This is a genomic window from Streptomyces sp. NPDC006733 (assembly GCF_040636125.1).
In the GTDB taxonomy this organism is placed as follows: domain Bacteria; phylum Actinomycetota; class Actinomycetes; order Streptomycetales; family Streptomycetaceae; genus Actinacidiphila.
The window spans coordinates 1-25,477 of record NZ_JBEYJD010000025.1; the positions used below are offsets into that span (position 1 = coordinate 1).

The window sequence follows — 25,477 nt, forward strand, 5'->3', positions numbered from 1 at the left end:
GCCGGCTGATGAACCAGCTGCGCTGGCAGCCGTGGACCGACCCGCACGTGTGGCAGCCGTACCCCACCGTCTTCCAGCTCGCCGACGCCGCCGGGACCTGCCCCGCTCAGCCGGCCCGCACCACCCGCAGCGGTCCCCCGCCGGGCAGCGCCCCGACCGGATCGCACTCCAGGCCCGGGTCGGACGCCAGCATCGCCTGCTGCAGTTCCTGCAGCGCCGAGGACGGGTCGAGCCCCAGCTCCCGGCCCAGCACGACCCGCATCCGGTGGTAGGCCTCCAGGGCGCCGCCCCGGCGGCCGGCCCGGTACAGCGCGAGCATCAGCTGTCCCTGCAACCGCTCGTGGGTGGGGTGCTGGGCGGCCAGCCCGGCCAGCTCGCCCAGGATCTCGTGGTGCCGGCCCAGCCGCAGATCGGCTTCGATGCGCTGGCTGAGGATGCTCATCCGCGATTCCTCCAGCCGGGTCACCTCCGCCTCCAGCAGCGGACCGACCTGCACGTCCACCAGCGCGGGCCCCCGCCACAGGGCGAGCGCCTGCTGGAACAGCACCGCCGCTCCCGCGTGGTCCCCGGTCTCCAGGGCCCGGTGGCCCGCGCCCGCCAGCCGCTCGTACTCCACCGAGTCCACGACGCCGCCCTGGGTGTCGAGCAGGTAGCCCCCGGCCTCGGTGACCAGGACGCTCTTGGCGCCGAGCGGGAGGTCGGGCTGGTCCTCCGCGACGAGCGCCCTCGTGATGAGGTTCCGTATCTGCAGGATGTAGGTCTGCAGGGTGGTCTGCACACTGCGTGGGGGATTACCGCCCCACAGCTCCTCGATCAGTGAACTCACCGAGACCACCCGGTCGGGCTGCAGGGCGAGCAGGGCGAGCACCTTGCGGGGCTTGATCGCGGTCGGGACGACGGAGAGTCCCGCCTGCGTCACCCGGCAGGGGCCAAGTACACCAATGTCCATCTTCTCGGCTCCTCTCGAGCGTCAGACGGCCGGTTCCAGCGGGTGGCGCTCGTCGAGCGCGTCACGCAGCAGGTCGGCCAGGTCGGCGTCCCTCACGAACAAGTGGTCCCCGGGCACGGAGCCCGTACGGAATCCCTCGGGCGCGTAGCGGGACCATGCGTGTACCGCACCGGGCGATACCAGCAGGTCGTCCTGGCCGGACACGGCCAGCACGGGACACGGGAGCGGGTCGCCGGCGGCGGCTCGCAGGCTGCGGGCGAGCAGCAGGTCGTCGCGCATGATCGTCATGGTCAGCCGCAGCCACTGCGGCCGGTCGAGCAGCTGGCCGGCGATACCGCCGGAAGCCCTCATCACGGAGAGCACGCTCTCCTCGGACACGTCGGCGCCCTCGAGCGCCGGCATCCCCAGGTGCGGTGCGGAGCAGGCTCCGACGGCCAGCATCTCGGGCGGGCGCCCGCCGGCCGCGTGGTGGTGGAGCGCGAAGGAGTACGCCACGAGGGCACCGAGACTGTGACCGTAGAAGGCGTACGGCCGATCGAGCCAGGGACCCAGTTCGGATTCCAACTCGCGCGACAGTTGCTCCCCGTCGACGACGCGTTCCTCGCGCAATCGCGTCTCGCGTCCGGGAAGTCGTACCGGGATAACGGAAATGTCAGAGCCGAAACGATTCTGCCATCGGGCGAACGACAAAGCGCCGCCCCCCGCATGATGGAAACAGAATAGCCGCAGCCTGGCGGCCGCTTTTGGCCTCACCGCCAGATATCCACCCACAGCTGACCGCCTCCTGGACTTGTGCCGCCCACATCCGGACGGATGCCGCGATCGTCCACAGGCCGCCTGGAAAGCGACTTGACGCAGGCTGGAGGCGGTGAGCCGGCTCTCAGCCGATACTCGACATCCCGACGACCGCGCCCGTGGGGACCCCGTCGAGCACCGGATCCGCCGAGAGAATCGCCCGCTGCAAACGCTGCACCCGGGCGGAGGGCTCCAGGCCCAACTCGTCCACCAGGCCCGACCGCAGCCGGCGAAAGGCCTCCAGCGCCTGCGAGGGCCGGCCGCACCGGTATAAAGCGAGCATGAACTGGGCGTGCAGGTTCTCGTGCAGCGGGAATTCCGCCGTGAGACCCGCCAGTTCGCCCAGGAGTTCGTGGTGCCGGCGCAGGGCCAGGTCGGCGTCGAGCCGGCGCTCCAGCGCGGCGAGGCGGCTCTCCCGCAGCCGCATCACCTCGACCTCGAGCAGCGACCCGTGCTGCAGGTCGACCAGCGCCGGCCCCCGCCACAGGCTCAGTGCCTCGCTCAGCCGGCGCGACGCCCGCGCCGCGTCCCCGGCCTCGTAGGCCGCATACCCGGCCACCGTCAGCTGGTCGAACTGCCAGGCATCGACGGCGGACGCGTCCATGCTCAGCTGGTAGCCGCTGTGCCGGGTGGCCAGCACGTCCTTCGCCCCCGTCACCGACCCGAGCGCCGCGCTCAGCTTCCGGCGCAGCTGCAGGATGTAGGTCTGCAGTGTCGTCGGCGCACTGCGCGGCAGATCCGATCCCCACAGCTCTTCCATCAGCCGGGCCACCGTCACCACGTGGTTGGCGTTGAGGGCGAGAACGGCCAGGATCTGCCGCGGCTTCGCCGCGCTGGGCACAATCGAAGTGCCGGCTTCGCTCGCCGTCAATGGTCCCAAGACGTTGATCTCCACAGGTGCCGTCCTCTCCCCGTTCCACGCCGCCGTTGTGTCGTCTCGACCCGGCGATCGCTGCGCACATAGGAGCACGAGCAAAGGTTCCCACCTAGGGCATTGGCCTGAACAGTGAGATCTTCATGGGTTTCGGCAGGAGCGGCCGAATCCGAGATCATGAAATCTTCACATGAGTTCCGTGACCGACCCACTGTTCGCTGCCCAATTTTCGGCCGCACACTCCTCGGTGTACGGCCAGGAACGCTTCTACGGGCCGCCGACAGGCCCGAGAACTGGAGAACTGAAATGCACGCAATAGAGCAGGACTGGCGTTTCGCCGAGCTGGTGGCGCTCAGTTGGATCGAGCCGGACTTAAGCATTCGGTACGCGCAGGACCCCTCGAAGGTTCTGGCCGAGTTCGGCCTGCACGTCACCGGTGACGGAACCACCCCCGACCTGCCGCCGGCGCCGGAACTGGCGCTGGTCATCGAGGACTTCACGGCGGCTTCGGCCCGCGGGTCCGTGCTCTGCATCTGTGGCAAGGGCTGATCCACCAAAACCGGACTGGCACAGGGGGATGTTGCTATGACCGAGTTCAAGGCTCATTTGCGGGCCGAGGTGGTACCCGGGGAAGGGACCTACATCTTCTCGGAGCGGGGCGTGAGGATGATCGACTGTCCGCAGTTGGAGCTGGTGGCTCCCCTCATGGACGGTCTTCGGGGATTGAACGAGATAGTCCGGGACGCGTCGCGGGAACTCGCACCGGAAGAGGTCGGATACGTATTGGCCCAACTCGCCGACGCCGCGCTGGTCGACTTCCGGCGTACCGCGCGGACGCTGAGGAACTCGGCCAGGACCGGCCTCGCGTTCTGGGAACTGGCCGGACTCGACGGTGAGCGGACCGCCGCCCGGCTCGCGGACGGCTCCGTCCGCGTCCTCACCGTCGGAGCCGTGGACGGCAGTGCGGTGCGGGCCGCGCTGCAGGCCACCGACCTGACCGTCGACACCATCTCGGCGGTGACCGGGTCCAGCTGCGAGATCCCGCGCACCGACCTGTCCGTCGTGGTCTGCGACGACTACCTGGCCAGCGAGCTGGCCGCGGTGGACACCGCACACCGCGCGGCCGGACGGCCGTGGCTGCTCGCGAAGCCGCACGGGGCCGACATCTGGCTCGGCCCCGTGTTCCAGCCCGGCGAGGGGCCCTGCTGGAACTGCCTCGCCCACCGGCTGCGCGGCCACCGGGAGGTGGAGAACCACGTGCAGCGCACCCTGGGCCGTACCGGTCCGCTGCTGATCCCGCAGGCTTCCATCCCCCCGAGCCAGGGGATGGGCCTGCACATGGTGGCGCTCGAAGCCGCGAAGTGGATGGCCGGACACCGCTACCACGGGCAGCAGTCCGTCCTCACCCTGGACAACTTCACGATGACGGCCCGTCACCACACCGTACAGCGCCGCCCGCAGTGCACCCACTGCGGCGACCCGGCCCGCGGCACCGAGCTGGCCGGCCGCCCGCTGCCCCTGCGTTCGCGCACCAAGGCGTACGCGAACGGCAGCGGTGACCGGTCCGCCTCCCCGGAGAACGTGCTGGCGAGGTACCGCTCGCAGGTCAGCCCGGTGACCGGGGTGGTGAGTCAGCTCGGCCCCGACCCGGCCGCGCCCCCCGGACTCCAGGTGTACCGGGCCGGGCACAACATGGCGCTGGGGACCTCCGGTCTGCGCTCGTTGCGGCAGGGGTTCCGCGGCATGAGCGCCGGCAAGGGCGTCACCGCGGTCGAGGCCGAGGTCGGGGCGCTCTGCGAGGCGCTCGAGCGGTTCTCCGGTGTCTTCACCGGTGAGGAGCTCCGGATCCGCGATTCGCTGCGGAACCTGGGCGACCGGGCCATCCACCCGAACCGCTGCCAGCTCTTCGACGAGCGCCAGTACGCCGACCGGGAGCGCTGGAACGCGACGCACGGGGACTTCCACCGGGTGAACCGGGTCTTCGACGTCGACGCCGAGGTGGACTGGACCCCGGTCTGGTCACTGACCGGCGGCGGGCAGCGGCTGCTGCCGACCAGCCTGCTGTACTACAACACCCCGGAGGCGTCCGGCCGCGGCTTCTGCGCGGCCGACTCCAACGGCTGTGCGGCGGGCAGCAGCCTGGAGGATGCCATCGTGCAGGGCTTCCTCGAGCTGATCGAGCGGGACTCCACCGCCCTGTGGTGGTACAACCGCACCCGCCACCCCGGGGTCAGCCTCAGCGCGTTCGAGGAGCCCTGGATCGCGGAGCGGCGCGCGCTGTACGCGGACCGCAACCGCGAGGTGTGGGCCCTGGACCTGACCGCCGACTTCGGCATCCCCGCGGTCGCGGCCCTGTCCCGCCGCACGGACAAGGAGGACGAGGACATCGTGATCGGGCTCGGCGCCCACTTCGACATGCGGATCGCGCTGCGCCGGGCGCTCACCGAACTCGACCAGATGCTGCCCTTCGTCATGAACGCCCGCCCGGACGGCACCGGCTACGACTGCGGCGGCGACGACATCCTCGAGTGGTGCCGTACGGCCACCGTCGCCAACCAGCCCTACCTGCTGCCGGATCCGGGGGTCGTGCCGCGCACCCCGGAGGACCACCCCTACCGGCCCAGGCCGGACCTGCTCGACGACGTCCGGGCCATCGAGCGCATGGTGGCGGAGAAGGGGATGGAGCTGCTGGTCCTGGAGCAGACCAGGCCCGACATCGGACTGCCCGTCGTCAAGGTCATCGTGCCGGGACTGCGCCACTTCTGGGCCCGCTTCGCGCCGGGACGGCTGTACGACGTCCCGGTTCTGCTCGGCCGACGCACGACGCCTCTGGGGTACGAGAAACTCAATCCGGTTCCTCTCTTCCTCTGATACCGCGTCCGTACCACTGCAGCTGAAGGAGACCCCCTGTGCATCCAGAACCCCGCCCGGACGTAGGCACGGACCTGCGCAGGGTCTCCTTGTGGTCGCTTCGGGAGGACGTCCATCTGGAACGGGCGTCCTCCGGCGGCGGGGCGGTGCTGCACAGCCGCTGGGGTGACGCGACGGTGGCCAGCTGCGACGAGCTGGTCTACGAGTCACTGCGCAGGATGAGCTTCGGACCGGTCGATCTGGAGAACATCCTGCGCGCCGCCCCCCGGCCGTACGCCGAGATCACCGCGATCGACCGGGCCCGGCTGCTGGCGCTCCTGGACAGCATCTCCTACCTCGTCGTCCGCTCCCTGGGCCTGGACGACACCGAGCCCCAGCTCCTGGACATGGTCCCGATCGCCCGGGGCGCCCGGCTGGACATCCGGGCGATCCCGCCGGAACAGCCCCTCAGGCTCTCCCGGTTCGCCGTCCTGCAGACCCGGAACGAGCTGCTGGTCCTGGAGTCGGCGCTGTCCCTGCACCGGGCCCAGTTCCACCGCCCCGAGGCCGCCTGGGTCGTCGGGGTGCTCGGCAAGGCGACCACGCTCAAGGCCGCCACGGCCGCGTTACCCGTGGCGGACGGCATCGTCGCGGACATCGTCGCCTATCTCGCCGCCGCCGGCATGGTCACGCTCGGCGAGCACGACGAGAACGGCGCGGTGGTCTTCGCGGAGGACCAGGATCCCTCACTCATCACCTGGACCCCGAACGAGTTGCTCTTCCACACCCGTACCCGGCTCGGCCGGCACGACGGCGACTTCGGCGCCACCTTCTCCTACATTGGCCAGTTGTCCCCGGAACCAGCCGTCAAGAGTGCGCCGAGCGGTGAGCGCATCCCGCTCTACCGGCCCGATCTCGACACGGTGCTCGCGGCCGATCCCCCGCTCACCGCGGTGCTGGAGACCCGCAGATCCATCCGCACCTACGCGGAGGAACCGCTCACCGATCGGCAGCTGGGCGAATTCCTCTACCGGATAGCGCGGATCCGTTCGCTCTACAGCAGCGTCGGTCTGGAGCCCGCCTCCTATCCCGCCAGTAGCCGGCCCTATCCCAGTGGCGGATCGGCATATGAGCTGGAGTGCTACATCACGCTCAGCCGCTGCGCCGGACTGGTACCCGGCAATTACTACTACGACCCCTACGGACACTGTCTGGTACTGCTGGACGATCCGGCGAACTCCGCCGCCGAACTCCTGTCGCACGCGGGCGCCGCCGCCGGGATGACCACGACCCCCCAGGTGCTCATCACCATCACCGCGCGCTTCCGCAGGCTGTCGTGGAAATACAGTGGCATGTGGTACGCCCTGGCGCTGAAACACGTGGGAGTGGTCCAACAGACCATGTGCCTGGTGGCCACGGCAATGCGGCTCGCCCCTCTGCCGCTCGGCAGCGGTGACATCGAGACCTCCGCCCAGGCCTTCGGTCTGGACTGGCGGGAGGAATCGAGTATCGGCGAGCTCCTTCTCGGACCGCTGTCCCCCGACGACCCCACCGCGGCGGAAGAAAGTGCCATGGCGGACCCCGTCAATGACAGTGATTGGGGCGACAGATGCGCGTCAACATCAATTCAATCGCACCCCGTAGCGAGTAGTCTTCCGGCACAGCCTGGTGCTCAGCACGATGACCGCTGATCCATTGCTGCAGGGGGGATAAGTAATGGTCGGTGTACGGGGGCAAGTGGGACACGATTCCACACCTGACGACGTTCCTGTGCCAGGTCTGGGCCGGGTGGTCGTGGCCGTGACCATGTCGGGATATCTGCTCCTCGGCATCGTCAGCATGCTGGCCCGCCAGGTACCGACCTCGGTCCTCGCGTGGGGGACGAGCATCCTCGTCGCCCTGTTCCTGCTGCAGAACCTCCATTCGCTCCCCAACCGGGGCGGCGACCGACCGCGCTACTGGATCTGGACGCTCTCGCTCCAGGGTCTGCTCACGTACATCCCGTTCCTGATCCTCAAGGACAGCTGGGTGGGCATGCCCGGCTACTTCGCCGGATCGCTCCTGCTGTTCCTGCGCGGGCGCACCGCCTGGTTCAGCGCGTCCGCCGTGGCGATCAGCATGTTCCTCATCGAGCGGAACCTCGGGTTCGACACGTTCACGTCCATCTACTACATGTGCGGTGTCGCCACCATCGGGCTGTCCGTCTTCGGGCTCACCCGGCTGGCGGACCTGCTGGTGGAGGTGCAGTCCGCCCGCGCCGAACTCGCCCGCCTCGCCGTCGCGCAGGAGCGCGACCGGGTCGCCCGGGACCTGCACGACCTGCTCGGCTACAGCCTCTCCGCGATCACCCTCAAGGGGGAGCTCGTCTACCGGCTGGTCAACACCCAGCCCGAGCGGGCCTGTGAGGAGATCTCCACGATGCTGGCCATCTCGCGCCAGGCGCTGTCCGACGTGCGCATGGTCGCCAGCAGCTACCGGGACATGTCGCTGGCCGCCGAGATAGCCGCCACCCGGGCCGTGCTGGTCTCCGCCGACATCGCCACCGTGGTGACCGTGGACTGCGGGCCCCTGCAGGACCGGGTCAACACGGTGCTGTCCACCGTGCTGCGCGAGGGCGTGGCGAACCTGCTGCGGCACAGCAAGGCGCAGCACTGCGTCATCGAGGTGGTCCTCGACAAGGGCGCGGTGCGGCTGCGGCTGGAGAACGACGGGCTGGGCAGCGCGCCCGCGGAGCCGGCCCGGCGGGACGGCAGGGGGCTCGACAACCTCTGCAAGCGCATCGGAGAGCTGGGCGGCACGCTCAACGCCGGTGCCGCCGAGGACGGCTGGTTCCGGCTGGTCGCCCTGGTGCCGCTCTCCGGCGCGCCGGCGTAGGCCCGGTCGGCCGCCCTCACCCGCCCGGCGGGTTCACAGCCAGCCGGCGTCCCGCGCGATCCTGATGGCGTCGACCTTGTTGCGGGCGTTGAGCTTGGCGAGGATCGTCGTCAGGTAGTTGCGGACGGTGCCGACCGACAGGAAGAGCCGGGCGGCTATCTCGACCGCCTCCGCGCCGTTGGCCGTCAGCCGCAGGACCTCGACCTCCCGCCGGGTGAGCGGGTTCTCGCCGGTGTCCCAGGCGGCCAGGGCGAGATGCGAGTCGATGACCCGCTCCCCCGCGCGCACGCTGCGGATCGCCTGGGCCAGCTTGGCCGGCGGCGCGTCCTTGAGGATGAACCCGGAGACGTGCGCGTCCAGCGCCCGGCGCAGGTTGCCCGGCCGGCCGAGGCTCGTGAGGATCAACGTCCGGCACTCCGGCATCTGCTGGTGCAGCTCCGCGGCGGCGGTCAGCCCGTCGATGCCCGGCAGGTCGATGTCGATCACCGCCACATCGGGGCGCATACGGACGGACGTCGGCACGATCTCGTCCCCGGACTCGACCTCAGCGATCACTTTGATGTCGACTTCGAGGTTCAGCAGGGCGACGAGCGCACCGCGGACCATGTGCATGTCCTCCGCGAGGAGAACGTGAATCATGCGTCGCGCCTCCCGGCTCCCCCAACTGCCCACTTCCGGGTCACAGGATCGCAGATTCGAGCACGCTCAGCACACGGATGAGCAGATTCGTCTCACCCGTGCCGCACCAGCCGCTTGAGTTCCGGGTCCACGACCTCGTGCAGCGGCCGGAGCCGGTCGGCGAGGAACAACTGCCGCATGGCCGAGCGCTGCACCTTGCCGCTGGTCGTCCTGCGGACGGTTCCGGGGCGGACCAGCACCACGTTCCGCACCGGCATCGCGAACTCCCGCGACACCTTCTGCTGGACCTGCGACACCAGCCCCGGCAGGTCGGCGTCGAAGGTGCGCCCGGAGCGCACCTCCTGGACGACCACCACGTGCTCGCGGTCGGAGTCGACGCCGAAGACCACCGTCGAGCTGAACAGGGCGCTCACCCGCTGCACGGTGCGCTCCACGTCCTGCGGGTACAGGTTGCGGCCGGCCACGATCATGACGTCCTTCAGCCGGCCGGTGACGAACAGCTCCCCGTCCCGCACCACCCCGAGGTCCCCGGTGCGCAGGAAGCCGCTCTCGCCGCTCGCGGTGACCGCCTGGAAGGCGTACGAGGTCTCCGCCGGCCGGTTCCAGTACCCCTGCGCGACGCTGTCGCCGCGGATCCAGATCTCGCCGATCGCCCCGGGCATCTTCACCCGGCCGCTCTCCGGGTCGACGATCCGCAGGTCGAAGTCGCGGACCAGGCCGGAGCCGACGAGGGTGCGGACGGGCCGGCCGGGGACCGGGTCCTCCAGCCGGTGGCGCTCCAGCGCGGCGGCGTCGACCGGCAGTTGCGGCGCCCGGCTGCCGGGGATCCCCCCGGAGACCAGCAGCGTCGCCTCGGCCATGCCGTAGCAGGGGTAGAGCGCGGCGGGGTCCAGGCCCGCCGGCTTGAACTTCTCCGCGAAGGCGCACAGCGTCTCCGCCCTCACCGGCTCGGCGCCGTTGACGGCGTTCTCCCAGCGGGAGAGGTCCAGTTCGGCGACCTGCTCGTCGGTGACGCGCTGCACGCACAGCTCGTAGGCGAAGTTGGGGCCGCCGCCGGTGGTGATCCCGTACTCGGAGACCATCTGCAGCCAGCGCACCGGACGCCGCACGAAGCTCATGGCCGGCATGATCACGCCCTGCGCGCCCAGCCACAGCGGGTGCAGCAGGTGGCCGACCAGGCCCATGTCGTGGTGGAAGGGCAGCCAGCCGCCGATCCGCGACCGGGCGCCGGTGCCCATCGCCCGCTGGATCGCCCGCTGGTTGGCGAGCAGGTTGCGGTGCGAGATCATCACGCCCTTGGGCTCGCTGGTGGAGCCCGAGGTGTACTGCAGGAACGCGAGGTCGTCCAGCGACAGGTCCGGGCGCCGCCAGTCGTCCGGGTCGGCCGGAGCGACCGCGTCGGCCGGCAGCACGTCGGTCGCCAGGCACACCACGTCGCCGTAGCCGGCCTCGGCCAGCAGCTGGGAGATGACCGGCGCGTGCCGGGAGTCGGTCAGCGCGAACGACGCGGCCGAGTCCTTGACGATGCCGATCACCCGCTCGATGTGCCGGCGGGTGCCGCCGGGCGGCGGGGCCGGCACCGCGACCGCTCCGGCGTACAGACAGCCGAGGAAGCAGGCGATGAACAGCGGACCCTGGTCCTGCAGTATCAACACCCGCTTGCCGGCCGCTCGGTGCTCCTGCAGCCAGGCGCCGAGCCGCCGCGCCTCCCGGTCGAGCCGGCCGTACGTGAGCCGGTCGACCGTCGCGGCCCCGTCCCGCGCCTCCCCGATGAACGCGAAGGCCTCCTGGCCCGTCCGCGCCTCGGCCTGCTGCCGCACTAATTCCGCGAAGTCCGCTTGTCCAGACAAGGCTGCTCCCCCGTTGGCGTCGCCGTACGGGGTCAGAATGGGCGTGTCGCCTCAAACCCTCCTCGAACCTGGGTGGTCAGGAGCGTTCGAACCCGTGCACAAGGCCCAGCTGGCGGGCCGCCTCGCGTTCGAAGGAGGTCAGCGGGACATCCGGACGAAGGGCCTCCGGGTGTCCGGCGACGGGACCGCCGTAGGCGGGCACCAGCTGCTGCTGCCGCTGCTGCTGCCGTCCGAGTCCCGCGGTCCGGCCGGACGGGTAGAGGTACGGGGTGATGGGCACGTAGAACGACCCGTAGGTCACCAACGCCCGGTAGACCGGGCCCAGGAAGTAGGTGACGGACCACTTGGCGAGCTGGCTCATTCAAGGCCTCCGTGGGATTCCGCGCCTCCGTGCGGCGCTGCGTCCATGGTGTGGGCGGCCGCTCAAGGACGGCTCCAGCACGAGTCATGGACGTTCTGATCCACTGGCTGATCCCTCGCGGCCGGACCTCCGTCGGCGCCGGATCTCCTTGACGGGGTGTTGACCGGAGCGCGAGCCCGGCGGCGGACGCTCGGGCCGGTGCGCGCTCCGGCGCTCCAAGGCCCCGAGGAGTCCCCCTGTGACCACCTACCCGCCGCCCCGGCCGTCCGCGACCCAGGTGCCGCCGGCCTACGAGGAACTCCGCGCAGGCTGCCCGGTCGCCCGGGTCACCCTGCCCAGCGGCGACCCGGGGTATCTGGTGAGCCGCTACGAGGACGTGCGTGAAGTGCTGGCCGGCGCCGAGTTCAGCCGCGCGGCCACCGTCCTGCCGCAGGCCCCCAAGCTGACCGCCATGCCGTTCGACGCGGGCGGGCTGTTCACCCTGGACCCGCCGGACCACACCCGGCTGCGGGCGCTGGTGGCCGCCGAGTTCACCGCAGGCCGGGTGCGCGCGCTGCGGCCGCGGATCGAGCGGGCCGCCGAGGAGCTCGTCGACGCGATGGTCGCCGCGGGCGAGGGCGTCGACCTGATCGGCGCCTACGCGTTCCCGCTGCCCGCGTTCGTCATCTGCGAGCTGCTGGGCGTGCCCTACGCGGACCGGGACCGCTTCCGCGGCTGGTCCGACGCGCTGCTGTCGCTGACCGCGCACTCCCCCGAGGTGATGCGGGCCAACCGCGACGAGCTGATCGGGTACCTCGCGGACCTGGTCGCCGCCAAGCGCCGCGAGCCCGGCGAGGACCTGCTCAGCGCGCTGGTACTGGCCCATGACGCGCAGGGCGCGCTCACCCACCTGGAACTGCTCACGATGGCGATGACGCTGCTGGTCGCCGGGCACGAGACGACCGCCGGGATGATCGGCACCTGCGCGTTCACCCTGCTGCGCGAGCCGGACGGCTTCGCGACGCTGCTGCAGCGGCCCGCCTCCGTGGTGGAGGAGCTGCTGCGCCACAACCCGATGGGCGACGGCGGCCCGCTGCGGGTGACCCTGCGGGACACCGAGGTCGCGGGCGTGCCGATCCCCGCCAACAGCGCCGTCATCGCCTCGATCTGCTCCGCCAACCGCGACGGGTCGGTCTTCCCCGACGCGGACGCCTTCCACCCCGGCCGGCCCGGCCCGTCGCACCTGGCCTTCGGTCACGGCGTCCACCACTGCCTGGGCGCGCCGCTGGCCCGCGCCGAGCTGGAGATCGCCCTGACGACCCTGGCGCGCGCGCTGCCGAAGCTGCGGCTGGCCGTCCCGGAGCAGGACATCACGATGCACACCGGCCTGCTGGTCAACCGGCTGACGGCACTGCCGGTCACCTGGTGACGTAGCCCGCCGCGTCCCGCGGTCCGTAACCGCAGGCGCGGTCCCAGCCGACGTGCCCGAGCCAGGCCAGACCGGCGACGGCGAGGCGGCGGCGCCCGGTGAGCGCCGCCGCCGTCAGCAGGACCGCCGGGACCGCGGGCGAGTGCAGCACGTTGTACGGGCGCACCGCGTAGGACGGCATCCGGTTCCAGGTGGGTGCGCCGGCGATGCCCAGCAGCAGCGCGCTGTCCGGGGCCGCCGCGCAGAACCACAGCAGCCGGTCGCGCCGGCCGCCCAGCGCCAGCGCCCCGCCCAGCGCGCCCAGACCCACCGCCAGGCTCACCGCGCGCCCGGCCGGGTGGCGGTGCGCCCAGCTGCCCGGAGCGCCGCTCCAGCGGGCGGTGGCGGGTGCCCGCGCCCGGTCCGGCAGCCGGCCCCGCGAGGCGTCGCGGGCGACCGGCGGGACGGTTCTACCGCCGGGGTGCAGGGGCATCAGGCGGCTTCCGGTACCGCGCCGGACGGCGCCGGCGCGGCGGCGGCCAGCGCGGCGCCCAGCAGCAGCCCGCGCGTCCGGTCCAGGTGGGCGGGCGCGCCGTGCACGTCGTCGAGGACCGTCACCTCGCCGGGGACGGCCGCCCGGCGCAGCACGGCGGCCTCGCCCAGCGGGACGATCTCGTCGCGCAGGGCGGCGATGTAGTGGACGGGGATCCGCAGCGCGCCCAGCTCCTGGTCGGTGAGCCCCCAGCCCCGGGTGTAGCCGAAGACGAGGGACGGCGGCACCCCGGTGGTGTGGGCCAGGGCGGCGAGGGTGGTGCGCGGCACCTGGCGCTGCCAGGCCTCGTCCTCGAAGAACAGCCGCACCGGGGCGCCGACGGTGGCCACGCAGGCCAGCCGGGGGTCGACCAGGGCGCAGCGCAGCGCGAGGTGCCCGCCGAAGCTGAGCGCGATGGCGGCGGTGCGGGCGACGTCCGCCCGGCCGGAGAGCGCGTCGAGGATCGCGGAGAGCATGCGCGGCGAGCGCGGCCCGTACGGCACGGTGTTCTCGCCGACGCCGGGCAGTTCGGTGACCGCCAGGGCCACGCCGAACGCCTCGGCGTGCGCCAGCAGCGGCGCCCACTGCTCCTTGACGCTGACGATGCCGCCCATGACGACGATCAGCGGTTTCGGGTCCGCGGCCGACAGCCCGCCGGTCCAGCAGACGGCGGTGCCGTCCTCCAGCGGGACCTCCAGCCGCTCGATGCCGGCGTCCTGTTCGGTGCGCCAGGCGTCGAACGCGGCGACGCAGCGGCGCTGCGCCTCCTGGCGGGGGCCGTCGCCGGGGTAGGGGAAGCGGGCCATGGCGTAGTGGCGGGAGGCCTCCAGGTGCAGGCCCCGGTCGGCGAGCCGGTCGCCCTCCGCGCCCCACACGCGCCCCCAGGCGCCCGGGCGGTCCCCCCACGGCTCGGTGACGCGGTCCAGCAGCTCCTGGGCGGCGCCCGGTTCGATGCCCTGGGCCTGGGCGTGCAGCAGGGACAGTGCGCGCAGTTCGTCCAGGCCGATGGCGTCGTCGGCACCGAGCCGTGTCGTCATGTCCGTGCCTCCTGCTCGTGCTCGTCGTGCCGGTCGTGGTCGCCGTCGCGCGCCGCGCCGCTTCCCCGGTCGGCCCGCTGGCCGGCGAAGTACGCCGGCTCCAGCATCCGGGCCCGGAGCCGGGCGGAGGTGTCGAGCGCCCGGTAGACGCGGCGGCGCACCGCCACGGCGGCCGGCGCCGACCAGGTGAAGATCCGTTCCTGGCGCAGCTGCAGCCGCCGGGAGCGGGCCACCTCGCGGGACCGCTGTCGTTGGAACTGTGCCGTGGCACGGTCGAGTCCGGCTGGTTCCCCGCTGTGGAGCGCGGCGGCGGCGAGCGGCGCGAGGGCCGCCGCGTCGGCGAGGGCGTGGTTGACGCCCTGCCCCAGGACGGGCGACAGGGTGTGCGCGGCGTCGCCGATCAGGACGACGCCCGGTGCCGCCCAGCGCGGCACGGTGGTGCTGAAGATGTCCAGCAGCGCGGTGTCGGACCACTCCCGCAGCGTCTGCCGGGCGGGTCCGGCCAGTTCCGGGGCGAGTTCGCCGAGCCGCTCGTGCAGCGCGTCCAGCCCCGCCCTGCGCAGCTCGCGCAGGCCCCCCTTGGGGATGTTCAGGCCCACCCGGACGGTGCCCCCGGAGTCCGGGAGCAGCAGGGCGTGCCGGTCGCCGCGGATGCGGATCCGGTAGGCCGCGTCCGTCCACTCCCCGGGGCGCGGCAGCCGCATCCAGATCACGTCCCGCTCCAGCGGCCGGACGTGCGCGGCGAGTTCGGCCAGCTTGCGGACCTTGCCGTAGCGGCCGTCCGCGCCGACGGTGAGCCGGGCGCGGATCTCGCACTCCGCCCCGCCGGGCCCGGCGGCCCGCACGCCGGCGGTCCTGCCGTCCGCGCTCAGCAGGCCCTTGGCGGTCCAGCCGCGCAGCATCACGAAGCCGTCGTGGCGCCCGGCCGCGGCCTCGAGCTCCGCGAGCAGCAGGGACTGCGGGATCTCCAGCGGGAAGCGGTACGGGTAGGGGAAGGAGTCGAAGCCGACGTCGAGCACGGTCCGGCCGCCGTCGGCGACCTCCAGCCGGCGCACCCGCAGCGCGATGGCGCGCAGCGGGTCCAGGACACCGCTGCGGTCCAGCAGCCGGACCCCGTCGGGGGACAGCGACTCGCCGCGGAAGTCGCGGCGGCCGCCGGCGGAGCGCTCCAGCACGGTCGTGCGCACCCCGAGCCGGACCAGCTCCAGGGCGAGCGCGAGGCCGGCCGGCCCGCCGCCGACCACGACCACGTCGGTCTCGGCGGGCGGCGGCCCGCTCACGCGGCCACTCCGGCTCCGGTCAGCGGCACGTCCGTCGCGGTGGTGGGCCCGACGGCCGCCTGCGGCGCCTCGGCCGGCTGGTGCAGCAGCGCGGTGACCAGGCCCTCGTCGAGCATGGTGCCGGCCCGGGTGTCGTCGGTGTCGCCGAAGCCCGCGTCGTACAGCGCCCAGCTGGCGGTGTAGCGGCCCTCGACGCGGCAGGTGCCGAACGCCCACTCCTCACCGGTGCCCGGCGAGCCGTCCGGTCTGAGCACTTGGACCGGGTGCCCGCTGGGGCCGAAGCCGAACTCGTTGAAGCGGAAGCGCATGCCCTGGCCGATGGCCTTGCTGTACGCCTCCTTGAGCGTCCACAGCCGCACCATCTCCTGGTTGCGGTCGCTCTCGCGGACCTGCGAGAGCATGGTGCGCTCGTACGGGGTGCACACCTGCCGCTCGATGCCCGAGACCAGCATGGAGCGGTCCTCCAGCTCGGCGTCCACCCCGATCCAGCCGCGCCGGGTGATGCCGACCAGCAGCAGCTCCTCGGTGTGGCTGAGGCTGATGTCGATCTGGTCGCAGCCGCGCAGGTAGGGGCGGCCGCCGGGCTTGTAGGCCAGCTCCACGGTGGCGGGCGGGGCCTGGATCGCCTGCGCCGCCACGTGTTTGAGCAGCAGCCGGGAGGCCGCGAAGCGCTCGCGCACGTGGTGGTGGCGCATCGCCTGGTAGCGGTGCCAGTCCCGGCCGAGCACCGGGCGCAGTTCGGGGTCGTCGAGGTTCTCGGGGACCCAGTCCGACAGCAGGGCGTGCACCATGACGCTGCCGCGCTCGTCGAGCGCTTCAACCACGCGGTGCCACGGGCCTTCCGGACTGGTCACCCTGATGGGCCGGCCGATCACCGGAACGGCGTTGGGGGGCGTCCCACCCCCCGGGAAGAGCGGCATCGCATGCCTCCAGGAGTAGTGCCAGGTCGTCCAGTACGTCGGCGGCCGCCGCGCCGTCCAGCACGCGGTGGTCGAAGGTCAGACCCAGGCGCATCACCGGTGCCACGGCGACCGCCGTCGCACGCGCCACCGGGACCTCGGCGATCCGGCCCGCGGTCAGCGTGACCGCGGTGCCACCGTAGGAGTGGAAGGTGTCCACCCTGCGGTGGCCGAGCGAGCTGACCGCCACGGTCCCCAGCAGCTCGGCCCGGCGGGCCCGGCTGCCGACGGCCGTCCGGAAGGCGAGGTGCCCGAGCGGCGGGGGCAGCCGGCCGAGCCGGCGCACCCCCTCCGCTCCGGGCAGGTCCTCGGCGGCTCCGTTCCGGTAGCGGTCGACGAGCTGCTGGATCCCGGCCAGGTCCAGCAGGTCCACGTCGGGCAGGACCGCCACGCGCACCGCGCGCTGCCCGCCGTCCGCGTCCGCGCTGTCGACGGCCAGCTTGGCGTGCACCCGGTCGTAGCGCAGGGTGCGCGGCACGATCCCGCCGGCGGTCGTGGCATTGGCCTCCGGGTGGGCGGCCAGCACCCGGCCCGCCGCGTACAGCAGGTAGCTCACCACGGAGTACCGGCGGCCCTCGGCGCGGGCCGCGGCGCGGTGCGCCTGGACGCCGGACATGTCGATGTCCGCGCCCAGGTGCACGGGCGCGGCGGCGCGGGCCCACCGCAGGAAGTACCGGGTGTGGCGGCGGGCCCGGTCGGCCCGCGCCGTGTCCTGGTGTGCCGGGTCCTGACGTGCCGGGTCCCGGCGCGTCGTGTCCCGGCCCGACGAGGGCCGCGCTGTCACAGCCCCACCGCCAGCGCGTGGATCTCGGCGAGGCTGCCGGCCGTGACGAGGTCGGCGACGGGCAGCGGCCGCCCGGCCTCCTCCTCCAGCACGGCGACGAGCCGGAACAGCAGCAGCGAGTCCCAGCCCGGCAGGGCGTCCAGCGGCGACCCGGCGTCCTCCGGACGCAGGAACAGGCCCAGCTCCCGGTTGAGCAGGGTGATCATGTCCTCGACTCCTGTCACTGTGCCTCCTCCTTCATGCGGGTCTCCTCCGCGGTCCTCACGTGGCCTCCAGGGCGAAGCCGGCCGAGATCCATCGGCTGGACTCCACGCAGGCGCACAGCGCCCGCGCTCCCGGGGTCAGCTGCGGCAGCAGGTGTTCCAACTGGCTGAGCACGAGGGCGTTGCCGGTGTTCCCGGTGTCCGCCACGCAGGAGATCTCGACCGCCTTCTCCACGCCGAGCCGCTCGCGCAGCGCCGCGGTGATCCGCCGGGTCATCAGCCCGCCCAGCTGCGGCGGCAGCAGGTAGCCGAGGTCGGCGGCGGACCAGCCGAGGGTGTCCAGCAGGTCGGCGCAGACCCGCTGGGCCAGCTCGGGGACCAGGCACTCGACGGCCTTGTAGTCCTCCGAGACCGGCGGCAGCGCGCTGTCGCGGTCGGCGGCCCCGTACCACTCGACGTGCTGGCCCGGCGGCTGTCCCGGCAGGGCCAGCCGGTTGCCCAGCCCGTGGAAGGCGGCGCTGCCGGGTCCCGGCGCGCCGCTGACCACGGCGGCGCCCGCGCCGTCCCCGAAGATCACGTAGTTGACGAGCTGGGCGGGCGGCATCCGCCGGAAGTCCTGCTCCAGGTCGAGGTGCTTGGCGCAGACGTCCCCGCCGAGCACCAGCCCGTACGGCCCGCCGCCGGCCCCGGCGGGCCGCTGGGCGAGCAGCGCCTCGGCGAGGGTGAACGCCTGCACGGCGCCGGAGCAGCCGGACTGCAGCTGGTAGGCCGGGATGCCCGCGGCGCCCAGCCGGTCCGCGACGACGGCGGCCGTGCTGGGCATCAGGGCGTCCGGGGTCGCGGTGGCCAGCACCACGAACGACAGGTCGCCCACGCTCACCCCGGCCCGCTCCAGACCGCGCACGGCGGCCTGCTCGCACAGGTCGGCCAGCAGAAAGCCGACACCGCCCGCGAGGTCCCGGGCGAAGTGCCGGGTCCGGGTGCCGATGAACATCTCCACCCACTCGGCGGACAGCCCGAGCCGCCCGGCCAGCGCCTCGTTGCCGATCGCCGGGCCGGGCAGCGCGGTGGCCGCCGCGAGCAGGTGCATCCCGGGCCGCAACGGCGGGCCGCCGCTCATCAGGCGGGGACCCGGGCCAGCTGCTCGCGCAGGTAGCCGATGAGGGTCGTGACCGAGACCAGGCTCGACATCATCTCGGGGATCGACAGCTCGCCCAGCGCCGGAACCGCCTCCTCCAGCCGGTACTTGAGCTCCATGAACATCACCGAGTCGAAGCCCAGGTCGTCGTAGAAGCGGTCGTCGTCGCGCAGCGTCCCCTCCGCGGCGCCGGTGATCCCGGCGACCGTCTCGCGCACCGCCTCGGCGAGCCCGCCGCCGTCGCGCTCCGGTGCCCGCGAGCCGGAGTCCGCGCGCACCAGCGACAGCACCGGGGTCCCCGGCTCGCCGCCGGGCGCCGCCGCGGGCCTGGGGGGCTCGTGCCAGAACCGGGCCGAGGTGTCGAAACTCTGCGGCGCCAACCGGGCGTGCACCTTGTCCTCGGGGCGGTACAGCCGCTCCCAGCGGATGTCGACGCCCGCGGTGTAGAGCGCGGCCGCCGCCTCGGCGGCGGTCAGCGCCCCGCTGTGGGCGTCGCGGACCACCGGGATCCCGGGCAGCGCGCTGCCGCCGGGCAGCCGCCGCGCGAGCGACAGCAGGACCGGCTTGGGGCCGATCTCGACGAGGTGCGTGACGTCGGAGCCGAGCAGCGCGGCTGCGGCGTCGGCGAAGCGGACGGTGCCGGTGATGTGCTCGCACCAGTAGTCGGCGTCGAGCGGCCGGCCGGCGAGCAGGGCGCCGCGGACGGTCGAGTAGAACGGCAGCCGCGGCTCCCCCGCGGTGATCCGGTCGGCCGTGGTGCGGAAGCCGGGCAGCACCGGGTCCATCAGGACCGAGTGGAAGGCGTGCGAGACCTTCAGCGGGGTGCAGCCCACCCCGCGCGCCGCGAGCTGCTCGCGGATCCGTGCCAGCGCCGCCAGGTCGCCGGAGAGCACGGACGCGGCGGCGCCGTTGGCGGCGCCCAGGCCCACCAGCGGCTCGTCGGCGAGGAGTTCGCGCAGGTCGTCGGGGTGGGCCCGCACCGCGAGCATCCCGCCGCCCTCCGGCAGCGCCTCCATCGCGGTGCCGCGGGCCGCCACCAGCGCCGCGGCGTCCGCCAGGCCGAGCGCCCCGGCGGCCACGGCCGCCGCGAACTCACCGATGCTGTGCCCCAGGACGGCGCCGGGCCGCACGCCCAGCTCCCGCAGGTACCCGGTCAGCGCGTACTGCACGGCGAAGACGGCCGGCTGCGTCCAGCCGGTGCGGTGCACCCGCTCGTCGCGGCCGAGCAGCAGCTCGGTGATGGATTCGCCGAGGTGCGGTCGCAGCGCGCGCGAGGCCTCGTCGAGGTGGTGCCGGTAGAGCGGCGACTCGCGGTACAGCCGGCTCGTCATCCCCGGGTACTGGGCGCCCTGCCCGGTGTAGAGGAACGCCACGACCGGGGGCTCCGGCGGTTCCTGCACGCCCTCCCCCGCCTCCGCGGCGGCGTCCAGGGCGGCGGCGAGTCCCGCGGTGTCCTCGGCCGGGATCGCGATCCGGTACCCCATGCCGGTCCGCGTCACGTTGCTGGTCCAGCACAGCGGGGTGACCGGTTCCTGGGCGCGCGCCGCCAGCGACCGGGCCTGGACCACCAGGTTGCGGCGCAGCGCCTCGGCGCTGGGCGCGGTCAGGGTGAACACGCCGGGGTGCTCGCCGCCCTCGCCGTCCTCCGTTTCCTGCGGGCCGTGCGGGTCGTGCGGGTCGCTCCGCAGGGCGGGGGCCGGGCGGGGTGCGGAGGACAGCACCACGTGGGCGTTGCTGCCGCCCATGCCGAAGCTGGAGACGGCCGCGAGCATCTCGCCCTCGGGCAGCGGCAACGGGTCGGTCAGCAGCCGCAGGCCGTGCGAGGCCAGGTCGAGTCCCGGGTGTTCGCCCCCCGCGGTCCGCACCGGCGGGACCAGCCGGTGCTCCAGCGCCAGCACGGCCTTGATCAGGCCCGCGATGCCCGCCGCGCCCTCGGCGTGGCCGATGTTGCCCTTCACCGAGCTGATCGCGCAGGGCTCCGGCCGCAGTCCGCCGTACACGTCGCCCAGCGCGCGGGCCTCGATGAGGTCGCCGACTGGGGTGCCGGTGCCGTGCGCCTCGACCCAGCCGACCCGCTGCGGCTCGACCCCGGCCCGCCGGCAGGCGGCCTGGATCACCTCGCGCTGGGCGCGCCGGGACGGGGCCATGATGCCGTTGCTGCGCCCGTCCTGATTGATGGCGCTGCCCAGCAGCAGCGCCCGGACCGGGCGGACCTCCTCGCGGGCGTCCGCGAGCCGCTGCAGCACCACGGCGCCGACGCCCTCGGCGCGGCCGATGCCGTCGGCCTGCGCGCCGAAGGGCTTGCAGCGGCCGTCCGGGGCGGCGAGTCCCGACTGCCCGTAGATCTCGTCCAGGACGTCGGACATGACCAGGTTGACCCCGCAGGCCAGCGCGATGTCGCACTCGCCGGACCGCAGCGCGCCCATCGCCAGGTGCACGGCGATCAGCGCGGACGAGCAGGCGGAGTCGACGGTGAGGCTGGGGCCGCGCAGGTCCAGCTGGTACGAGAGCCGGTTGGCCAGGATCGCCCGGCCGGCGCCGGTGCCGGTGCGCGGGGTGATCGCCGCGTCGTCCGCCAGCCGCAGCCGCGACCAGTCGTCGGCCATGGCGCCCACGTACACGCCGGTGCCGCTGCCGGCCAGGTCCCGCGGGTTGATGCCCGCGTCCTCCAGGGCCCGCCAGGCGGTCTGCAGCAGCAACCGCTGCTGCGGGTCCATGGCGGCGGCCTCGGCGCGGCCGATGCCGAAGAAGGCGTGGTCGAAGGCGTCGGCGTCGTCGATGAACCCGCCGTCGGGGCGGGCCGCGGGCCCGCTCGCCCGGCGGGTGTCCCCGACCCGCCGGGAGGCGGGTCTCGGCCCGACGCCGTCGGCTCCGGCGGCGAGCAGGTCCCAGTAAGCCCCCGGGTCGGGGGCGCCCGGGAAGCGGCAGTCCAGGCCGAGGACGGCGATCGGGTTCATCGCGGTCCACCCCCCGGGGTGTTCCGCGTCCAGCCGGACGTGCCGGGGTTGTCGCGCGGGTCGGTCGGGTCGCCGCCCGCCCGGCTGCCGCCGATCGGCTCGCCGTAGGGCGCCTGTGCCAGCGGGCCGGCGGCGCTGCGGGCGGACTCGGAGGCCAGGTAGCGGGCGAGGGACTGCACCGTGGGGTGGTCCCACGCCACCGTCGGCTCCAGGTAGAGCCCGAACCCGTCCTCGATGTCACCGAAGATGCTCAGCGCGGCCACCGAGTCGATGCCGTACTCCGCGAAGGGCACGCTGATGTCGATGTCCGCCGGGGGCCGCCGCAGGTACTGGCCGAGCTTCTCCAGAAGCCACCCGCGGAACTCCCGCTCCTGGACACCACTGCCGGGAACCACCATGTCCGACTCCTCTTGTGTGTCTCGGTGCCGCTCAACCGGCCAGGGGGCTGTCGTACAGGTCGTAGCTGCGCTCGCCGTGGTACCGGTCGAGGACCTCGCCGAGCAGCCAGTCGACCTCGTCCCGGGTGCGTTCCGGCACGGGCAGGCCCAGCCGCCGGGCGATCCGGGCGAGCGCCGCCGTCGGCCAGGCCGGGTCGGCCAGGAACGGCGAGCCGCCCCCCTGCTGTTCGCGCCACACGTTCAGGACGGCGGAGCCGGCGAGCACCAGCGCGTACCGGTCGGCGAGCGCGTAGGCGTGCGGGCTGGCCAGGACGGTGCGGTCCTCGGGCGGCATCTCCGTGCACTCGCCCTGCAGTTCGCGCAGCTCCTCGACGAGCGAGCGGACCAGTTCGGTCAGCGCGGCCGCGTCCGCGCCGCCGCTGCCGGTGGCCCGCAGCCAGTCGTACCCGCTGACGAGGGAGGCCGCCAGCGCGTCGCCCTCCGCCGCCAGCGACAGCCGGCTCGTGTCGAGCGGCGGCAGCCCCTCCCAGCTGCGGAACAGCGAGGCGGGCGCGGGCTCGCCGGCGAACCAGGACTTGCGGGCCAGCCGCGGCAGCTGCGGGATGATCGTGGCCTGGCAGGCGGCGGTCCCGGCGTGTCCGAGGCTGGTCATCGGCAGGTCGCGCACGTGCTTCTGGAAGATGCCGTACTCGCCGTTGCGGACGTAGAAGTTGGCGCCCAGCACGATCGACAGGTCGTAGGTGGCGTCCTGCAGCAGCTTGGGCACCAGGTACTTCACCACCGCCGCGTAGACGCTGGTCTGGCCGGGCAGCAGGTGGACCGCCCGGGTGGCGGCCAGCGCCAGGGAGTCGCAGATCAGCAGGTCGGTGAAGGCGCCGGCCACGGTGGACCTGGCGTGCGGGATCTCCAGCACGGACCGGCCGTACAGCTGCCGGTCGACGGCGAAGCCGACGACGGTGCGCAGCGCGGTGTCCGCGCCGGCCAGCACCATCGCGGGGATGGCGCTGCGGGTGATCTGGAAGGACCGCAGCGCGATCTCCACGCCCTCGCCGAGGCCGCCGACGAGCGCGTCGCCGGGCAGCGGGCAGTCGCGGAAGTGGAAGCCGCCGATCTCGCAGCCCTTCACCCCGACCGTGCGGTAGCGCGGCAGGTGCTCGAACCGGTCGGCGGGCAGCACGCCCTTGTCGACGAGCAGCACGGAGTGGCTGCGGGCGCCGGCCTCCTTCGCGGTGCGGCTGAACAGCACGAGCGCCTCCGCCCGCCCGGCGTTGTTGATCACTTCCTTGCGGCCGTCGAGCCGGAAGCCGGTGCCGTCGGGCAGCGCGGTGAACTCGTTGCGGACGAAGTCGTTGCCGTGCGCCAGCTCGTGGTAGGCGATGGCCAGGCGGCCGCCGCCCAGCAGCAGGTCGGCGGTCCAGCGGCGCTGCTCGGGGGTGCCGGCCGCCCAGACCGCGACCGCGGCGAGGAAGGACGTCACCCCGTACCCGAGCGCGAGCGAGGCGTCCCGGCGGAAGACCGGGCGCAGCACGCGGGCGAGGGTGTCCACCCGGGCGAGCCGCCCGCCGAGCTCCTCGGGCACGAACTCGTGGTTGAGGCCGAAGCCGGTGAGCGCGTCCTCCGCGCAGGGCAGCAGCTCGCTGCGGTCGTCGGCGGCGAGCAGCGCGTCGTGGCCGAAGGGGTTGTCCGGGTCGCGGGGGTCGCCGAGCAGTTGCTCCAGCTCGGTGATCCTGGCCTGGATGGCGACTTCCGCCGGGTCCACGGACCGGAGCCCGTCCGGCCGCGCCGGCGCGGCGTCCGGATCGAGGCCCGGCTGCGGGCGGGAGCTGTTGTCCTTCAGCATGATGGCGGTCCCTCGGCTATCGGGCAGGGCAGCAACGAGAAGAGACTGCCGTCCTGGTACTGCTGGGTCAGCTGGGTGTACAGGCGCTCGAACAGCGGGTCCTCGGCGGCGGCCGCGGCCGGGCGCGCCTCCAGACGGGCCAGCAGGCGGTTCAGTACGGCCTCGAGCCACAGGCCGTCCTGCCAGAGCCCGCCGGTCGCGCCCGCCTCGGCCTCGCGGTGGCTGTGCAGCCACAGGCCCAGGCAGGCGGCGCCGGCGAAGCAGAGCCCGTACTTGCGCGCGTCGGTGAAGCTCTCGGGCGACGCGGCCGCCACCGTCTCCATCCGGCGGGCGATCCTGCGGTGCAGCGCGTCGGCCGCCACCCGCAGTTCCGCGGCGGCCTCGGCGGCGCCGCCGAGCGCGGGGTTGAGCAGCGCCGCGTCCGCCAGCCGCGTCACGGAGGCGGGCAGGGTGCCCAGGACGCTGCTGCCGTAGCGGGAGAGCAGGGTGAGCCGCTCGGGGTCGAACCGCGGCAGCGGCCGGCTCAGGTTGAACAGGGTGCCCAGCCGCGGGCGGTGGTCCAGCGGCCCGAGGTAGTTGCGGGCCAGCGACCGGAACTGCGCCACCAGTGAGTACTGGTTGACCAGCGTGTTGCCGTCGAAGATGCCGACGATGCGGTGGTCGCGGGCCACCTTCTGGAAGCTGCCGTGCGCGAACTCGCCCGCCAGGAACGACCGGGCGCCCAGCAGGGATCCCAGCGAGGCGACCTGCCCGTCGATGATGGTCGGCACCAGGTACTTGGCGACGGCGGAGGTGACGCTCAGCTCGCTCGGCAGCGCGTGGATGCTGCGGGTCGCCACCGTGCTGAGCGCCTCGCAGGCCAGCAGGTCGGCGTAGGCCTCGGCCAGGGTGCGGCGGGTCAGCGGCAGTTCGGTCAGCCGGCGGCCGTACAGCACCCGCTCACCGGCGAACTCCATCGCCAGCCGCAGCGCGTGGTCGGCCGCGCCGAGCGACAGCGACGGGCAGAGCGTCCGGGTGAGCTGCAGCGACTTCAGGAGCAGCTCCGCTCCGCCGCCGGCCCCGCCGACCACCGCCTCCGGGCCCACCACGGCGTCCTGGATGACGACGCCGCTGATGTCCGCGCCGCGGATGCCGTGGGTGGGCACCTTGGGCAGGCAGCGGTAGGTCTCCGGCGGCAGCTCCTCCTTGTCGAGGAGCAGCAGGGTGAAGCCGCGCGGGCCGCCGACCGGCGACGTGCGGGCCAGCAGGCTCAGCAGCCGGCCGCGGGTGGCGTTGTTGATCAGCCACTTCTCGCCGTTGACGCGGTAGCCGGGGCCGACCGGCTCCGCGGTGAGCTCGCCCGCCATGATGTCGCTGCCGTGGGTGCGCTCGGTGAGGCCGAGCGAGACACGGGCACCGCCCTTGACCAGCGCACCCAGCCGCGCGGCGGCCGCGTGGTCGCCGGAGACCCACACCGACACCGAGCCGAGGAAGGTCTTGCCGTGTCCGACGGCGACCGTCAGGTCGCGCCGGGCCAGCATCCGGATGAGCTGCTGCAGGTCCTCGAAGCCGGTCAGCACCCCGCCGTAGTCGGCGGGCACGTAGTAGTCGGGCAGGCCCCAGGCGTCGAGGGCGGCACACGCCTCGTCGGGGAACTCCTCGGCGTCGTCCAGCCGCACCGCCCCCTGGTACGAGAAGACGGTGGCCGCGTCGCGCGGGTCCCCCAGCTCCCGGTCGAAGCGGGCCGCCAGCTCCCAGGACGGATGGAGCGGTTGCGGGGCCACGGGGGCG

General features: G+C 73.3%; 22 protein-coding genes. 5 read left to right on the forward strand and 17 right to left on the reverse strand.

The window, feature by feature from the left end; all coding sequences use genetic code 11:
- Positions 1-106: 106 nt before the first annotated feature.
- From ABZ721_RS22305 to ABZ721_RS22315, 3 genes are all read right to left on the reverse strand, one after another.
- Positions 107-949, reverse strand: coding sequence for an AfsR/SARP family transcriptional regulator (locus ABZ721_RS22305; RefSeq protein WP_358790409.1), 843 nt, complete (start codon positions 947-949; stop codon positions 107-109).
- A 21-nt stretch (positions 950-970) separates the two neighbouring features.
- Positions 971-1,720, reverse strand: a complete 750-nt coding sequence (locus ABZ721_RS22310) for a thioesterase domain-containing protein (RefSeq protein ID WP_358790410.1) — start codon at positions 1,718-1,720, stop codon at positions 971-973.
- A gap of 109 nt (positions 1,721-1,829) precedes the next feature.
- A complete protein-coding gene (locus ABZ721_RS22315) occupies positions 1,830-2,639 on the reverse strand; it encodes an AfsR/SARP family transcriptional regulator (RefSeq protein ID WP_358790411.1) in 810 nt (269 codons plus the stop codon).
- Positions 2,640-2,924: 285 nt separating this feature from the next.
- On the opposite strand from ABZ721_RS22315, the gene ABZ721_RS22320 reads away from it, so the two are divergent.
- From ABZ721_RS22320 to ABZ721_RS22335, 4 genes are all read left to right on the forward strand, one after another.
- Positions 2,925-3,167 (forward strand): hypothetical protein, encoded by a 243-nt coding sequence (locus ABZ721_RS22320; RefSeq protein ID WP_358790412.1) that lies wholly within the window; start codon positions 2,925-2,927, stop codon positions 3,165-3,167.
- A 36-nt stretch (positions 3,168-3,203) separates the two neighbouring features.
- The gene (locus tag ABZ721_RS22325) at positions 3,204-5,489 is read left to right on the forward strand and encodes a TOMM precursor leader peptide-binding protein (RefSeq protein ID WP_358790413.1); all 2,286 of its coding nucleotides are present in this window, start codon (positions 3,204-3,206) and stop codon (positions 5,487-5,489) included.
- A 38-nt stretch (positions 5,490-5,527) separates the two neighbouring features.
- On the forward strand, positions 5,528-7,159 hold the full coding sequence (locus ABZ721_RS22330; RefSeq protein ID WP_358790414.1) for a SagB family peptide dehydrogenase: 1,632 nt from the start codon (positions 5,528-5,530) through the stop codon (positions 7,157-7,159).
- Positions 7,160-7,274: 115 nt separating this feature from the next.
- Positions 7,275-8,342 (forward strand): histidine kinase, encoded by a 1,068-nt coding sequence (locus tag ABZ721_RS22335; RefSeq protein WP_358790515.1) that lies wholly within the window; start codon positions 7,275-7,277, stop codon positions 8,340-8,342.
- A gap of 33 nt (positions 8,343-8,375) precedes the next feature.
- Here the strand turns inward: ABZ721_RS22335 and ABZ721_RS22340 are convergent, their stop codons facing one another.
- The 3 genes from ABZ721_RS22340 to ABZ721_RS22350 form a co-directional block, all read right to left on the reverse strand.
- Positions 8,376-8,981 (reverse strand): response regulator transcription factor, encoded by a 606-nt coding sequence (locus tag ABZ721_RS22340; protein ID WP_358790415.1) that lies wholly within the window; start codon positions 8,979-8,981, stop codon positions 8,376-8,378.
- 92 nt (positions 8,982-9,073) lie between these two features.
- Complete coding sequence (locus ABZ721_RS22345; RefSeq protein ID WP_358790416.1) at positions 9,074-10,831, reverse strand: fatty acyl-AMP ligase; 1,758 nt, start codon at positions 10,829-10,831, stop codon at positions 9,074-9,076.
- A gap of 76 nt (positions 10,832-10,907) precedes the next feature.
- Positions 10,908-11,192, reverse strand: coding sequence for a DUF6059 family protein (locus tag ABZ721_RS22350; RefSeq protein WP_358790417.1), 285 nt, complete (start codon positions 11,190-11,192; stop codon positions 10,908-10,910).
- Positions 11,193-11,430: 238 nt separating this feature from the next.
- Between ABZ721_RS22350 and ABZ721_RS22355 the strand changes: the two genes are divergently transcribed.
- Positions 11,431-12,600, forward strand: a complete 1,170-nt coding sequence (locus ABZ721_RS22355) for a cytochrome P450 (RefSeq protein WP_358790418.1) — start codon at positions 11,431-11,433, stop codon at positions 12,598-12,600.
- Here the strand turns inward: ABZ721_RS22355 and ABZ721_RS22360 are convergent.
- The 11 genes from ABZ721_RS22360 to ABZ721_RS22410 are packed head-to-tail and all read right to left on the reverse strand — an operon-like array spanning position 12,590 to position 25,470.
- Positions 12,590-13,072, reverse strand: a complete 483-nt coding sequence (locus ABZ721_RS22360; protein WP_358790419.1) for a DUF4260 family protein — start codon at positions 13,070-13,072, stop codon at positions 12,590-12,592. The genes ABZ721_RS22355 and ABZ721_RS22360 overlap by 11 nt on opposite strands.
- The gene (locus ABZ721_RS22365; RefSeq protein ID WP_358790420.1) at positions 13,072-14,148 is read right to left on the reverse strand and encodes an alpha/beta hydrolase; all 1,077 of its coding nucleotides are present in this window, start codon (positions 14,146-14,148) and stop codon (positions 13,072-13,074) included. The genes ABZ721_RS22360 and ABZ721_RS22365 overlap by 1 nt, the downstream gene beginning before the upstream one ends.
- The gene (locus ABZ721_RS22370; RefSeq protein WP_358790421.1) at positions 14,145-15,428 is read right to left on the reverse strand and encodes an FAD-dependent oxidoreductase; all 1,284 of its coding nucleotides are present in this window, start codon (positions 15,426-15,428) and stop codon (positions 14,145-14,147) included. Before ABZ721_RS22370 ends, ABZ721_RS22365 begins: the two co-directional genes overlap by 4 nt.
- Positions 15,425-16,252, reverse strand: coding sequence for a 4'-phosphopantetheinyl transferase superfamily protein (locus tag ABZ721_RS22375; protein ID WP_358790422.1), 828 nt, complete (start codon positions 16,250-16,252; stop codon positions 15,425-15,427). Before ABZ721_RS22375 ends, ABZ721_RS22370 begins: the two co-directional genes overlap by 4 nt.
- Complete coding sequence (locus tag ABZ721_RS22380) at positions 16,245-17,171, reverse strand: 2-oxo acid dehydrogenase subunit E2 (RefSeq protein WP_358790423.1); 927 nt, start codon at positions 17,169-17,171, stop codon at positions 16,245-16,247. Before ABZ721_RS22380 ends, ABZ721_RS22375 begins: the two co-directional genes overlap by 8 nt.
- A complete protein-coding gene (locus ABZ721_RS22385; RefSeq protein WP_358790424.1) occupies positions 17,168-17,395 on the reverse strand; it encodes a phosphopantetheine-binding protein in 228 nt (75 codons plus the stop codon). Before ABZ721_RS22385 ends, ABZ721_RS22380 begins: the two co-directional genes overlap by 4 nt.
- A gap of 37 nt (positions 17,396-17,432) precedes the next feature.
- A complete protein-coding gene (locus tag ABZ721_RS22390) occupies positions 17,433-18,494 on the reverse strand; it encodes a 3-oxoacyl-ACP synthase III family protein (RefSeq protein ID WP_358790425.1) in 1,062 nt (353 codons plus the stop codon).
- The gene (locus ABZ721_RS22395; RefSeq protein WP_358790426.1) at positions 18,494-21,469 is read right to left on the reverse strand and encodes a beta-ketoacyl synthase N-terminal-like domain-containing protein; all 2,976 of its coding nucleotides are present in this window, start codon (positions 21,467-21,469) and stop codon (positions 18,494-18,496) included. Before ABZ721_RS22395 ends, ABZ721_RS22390 begins: the two co-directional genes overlap by 1 nt.
- The gene (locus tag ABZ721_RS22400; protein ID WP_358790427.1) at positions 21,466-21,867 is read right to left on the reverse strand and encodes an acyl carrier protein; all 402 of its coding nucleotides are present in this window, start codon (positions 21,865-21,867) and stop codon (positions 21,466-21,468) included. Before ABZ721_RS22400 ends, ABZ721_RS22395 begins: the two co-directional genes overlap by 4 nt.
- Positions 21,868-21,898: 31 nt before the next feature.
- A complete protein-coding gene (locus tag ABZ721_RS22405) occupies positions 21,899-23,707 on the reverse strand; it encodes an acyl-CoA dehydrogenase (protein ID WP_358790428.1) in 1,809 nt (602 codons plus the stop codon).
- Positions 23,701-25,470, reverse strand: a complete 1,770-nt coding sequence (locus ABZ721_RS22410; protein ID WP_358790429.1) for an acyl-CoA dehydrogenase family protein — start codon at positions 25,468-25,470, stop codon at positions 23,701-23,703. Before ABZ721_RS22410 ends, ABZ721_RS22405 begins: the two co-directional genes overlap by 7 nt.
- Positions 25,471-25,477 lie beyond the last annotated feature (7 nt).

Excerpts from the sequence above, each read along its gene's own strand:
- ABZ721_RS22400 (WP_358790427.1), bottom strand. The coding sequence starts at position 21,867 with ATGGTGGTTCCCGGCAGTGGTGTCCAGGAGCGGGAGTTCCGCGGGTGG.
- ABZ721_RS22320 (WP_358790412.1), top strand. The coding sequence starts at position 2,925 with ATGCACGCAATAGAGCAGGACTGGCGTTTCGCCGAGCTGGTGGCGCTC.
- ABZ721_RS22325 (WP_358790413.1), top strand. The coding sequence starts at position 3,204 with ATGACCGAGTTCAAGGCTCATTTGCGGGCCGAGGTGGTACCCGGGGAA.
- ABZ721_RS22390 (WP_358790425.1), bottom strand. The coding sequence starts at position 18,494 with ATGAGCGGCGGCCCGCCGTTGCGGCCCGGGATGCACCTGCTCGCGGCG.
- ABZ721_RS22340 (WP_358790415.1), bottom strand. The coding sequence starts at position 8,981 with ATGATTCACGTTCTCCTCGCGGAGGACATGCACATGGTCCGCGGTGCG.
- ABZ721_RS22305 (WP_358790409.1), bottom strand. The coding sequence starts at position 949 with ATGGACATTGGTGTACTTGGCCCCTGCCGGGTGACGCAGGCGGGACTC.
- ABZ721_RS22350 (WP_358790417.1), bottom strand. The coding sequence starts at position 11,192 with ATGAGCCAGCTCGCCAAGTGGTCCGTCACCTACTTCCTGGGCCCGGTC.
- ABZ721_RS22335 (WP_358790515.1), top strand. The coding sequence starts at position 7,275 with ATGTCGGGATATCTGCTCCTCGGCATCGTCAGCATGCTGGCCCGCCAG.
- ABZ721_RS22360 (WP_358790419.1), bottom strand. The coding sequence starts at position 13,072 with ATGCCCCTGCACCCCGGCGGTAGAACCGTCCCGCCGGTCGCCCGCGAC.
- ABZ721_RS22365 (WP_358790420.1), bottom strand. The coding sequence starts at position 14,148 with ATGACGACACGGCTCGGTGCCGACGACGCCATCGGCCTGGACGAACTG.
- ABZ721_RS22405 (WP_358790428.1), bottom strand. The coding sequence starts at position 23,707 with ATGCTGAAGGACAACAGCTCCCGCCCGCAGCCGGGCCTCGATCCGGAC.
- ABZ721_RS22395 (WP_358790426.1), bottom strand. The coding sequence starts at position 21,469 with ATGAACCCGATCGCCGTCCTCGGCCTGGACTGCCGCTTCCCGGGCGCC.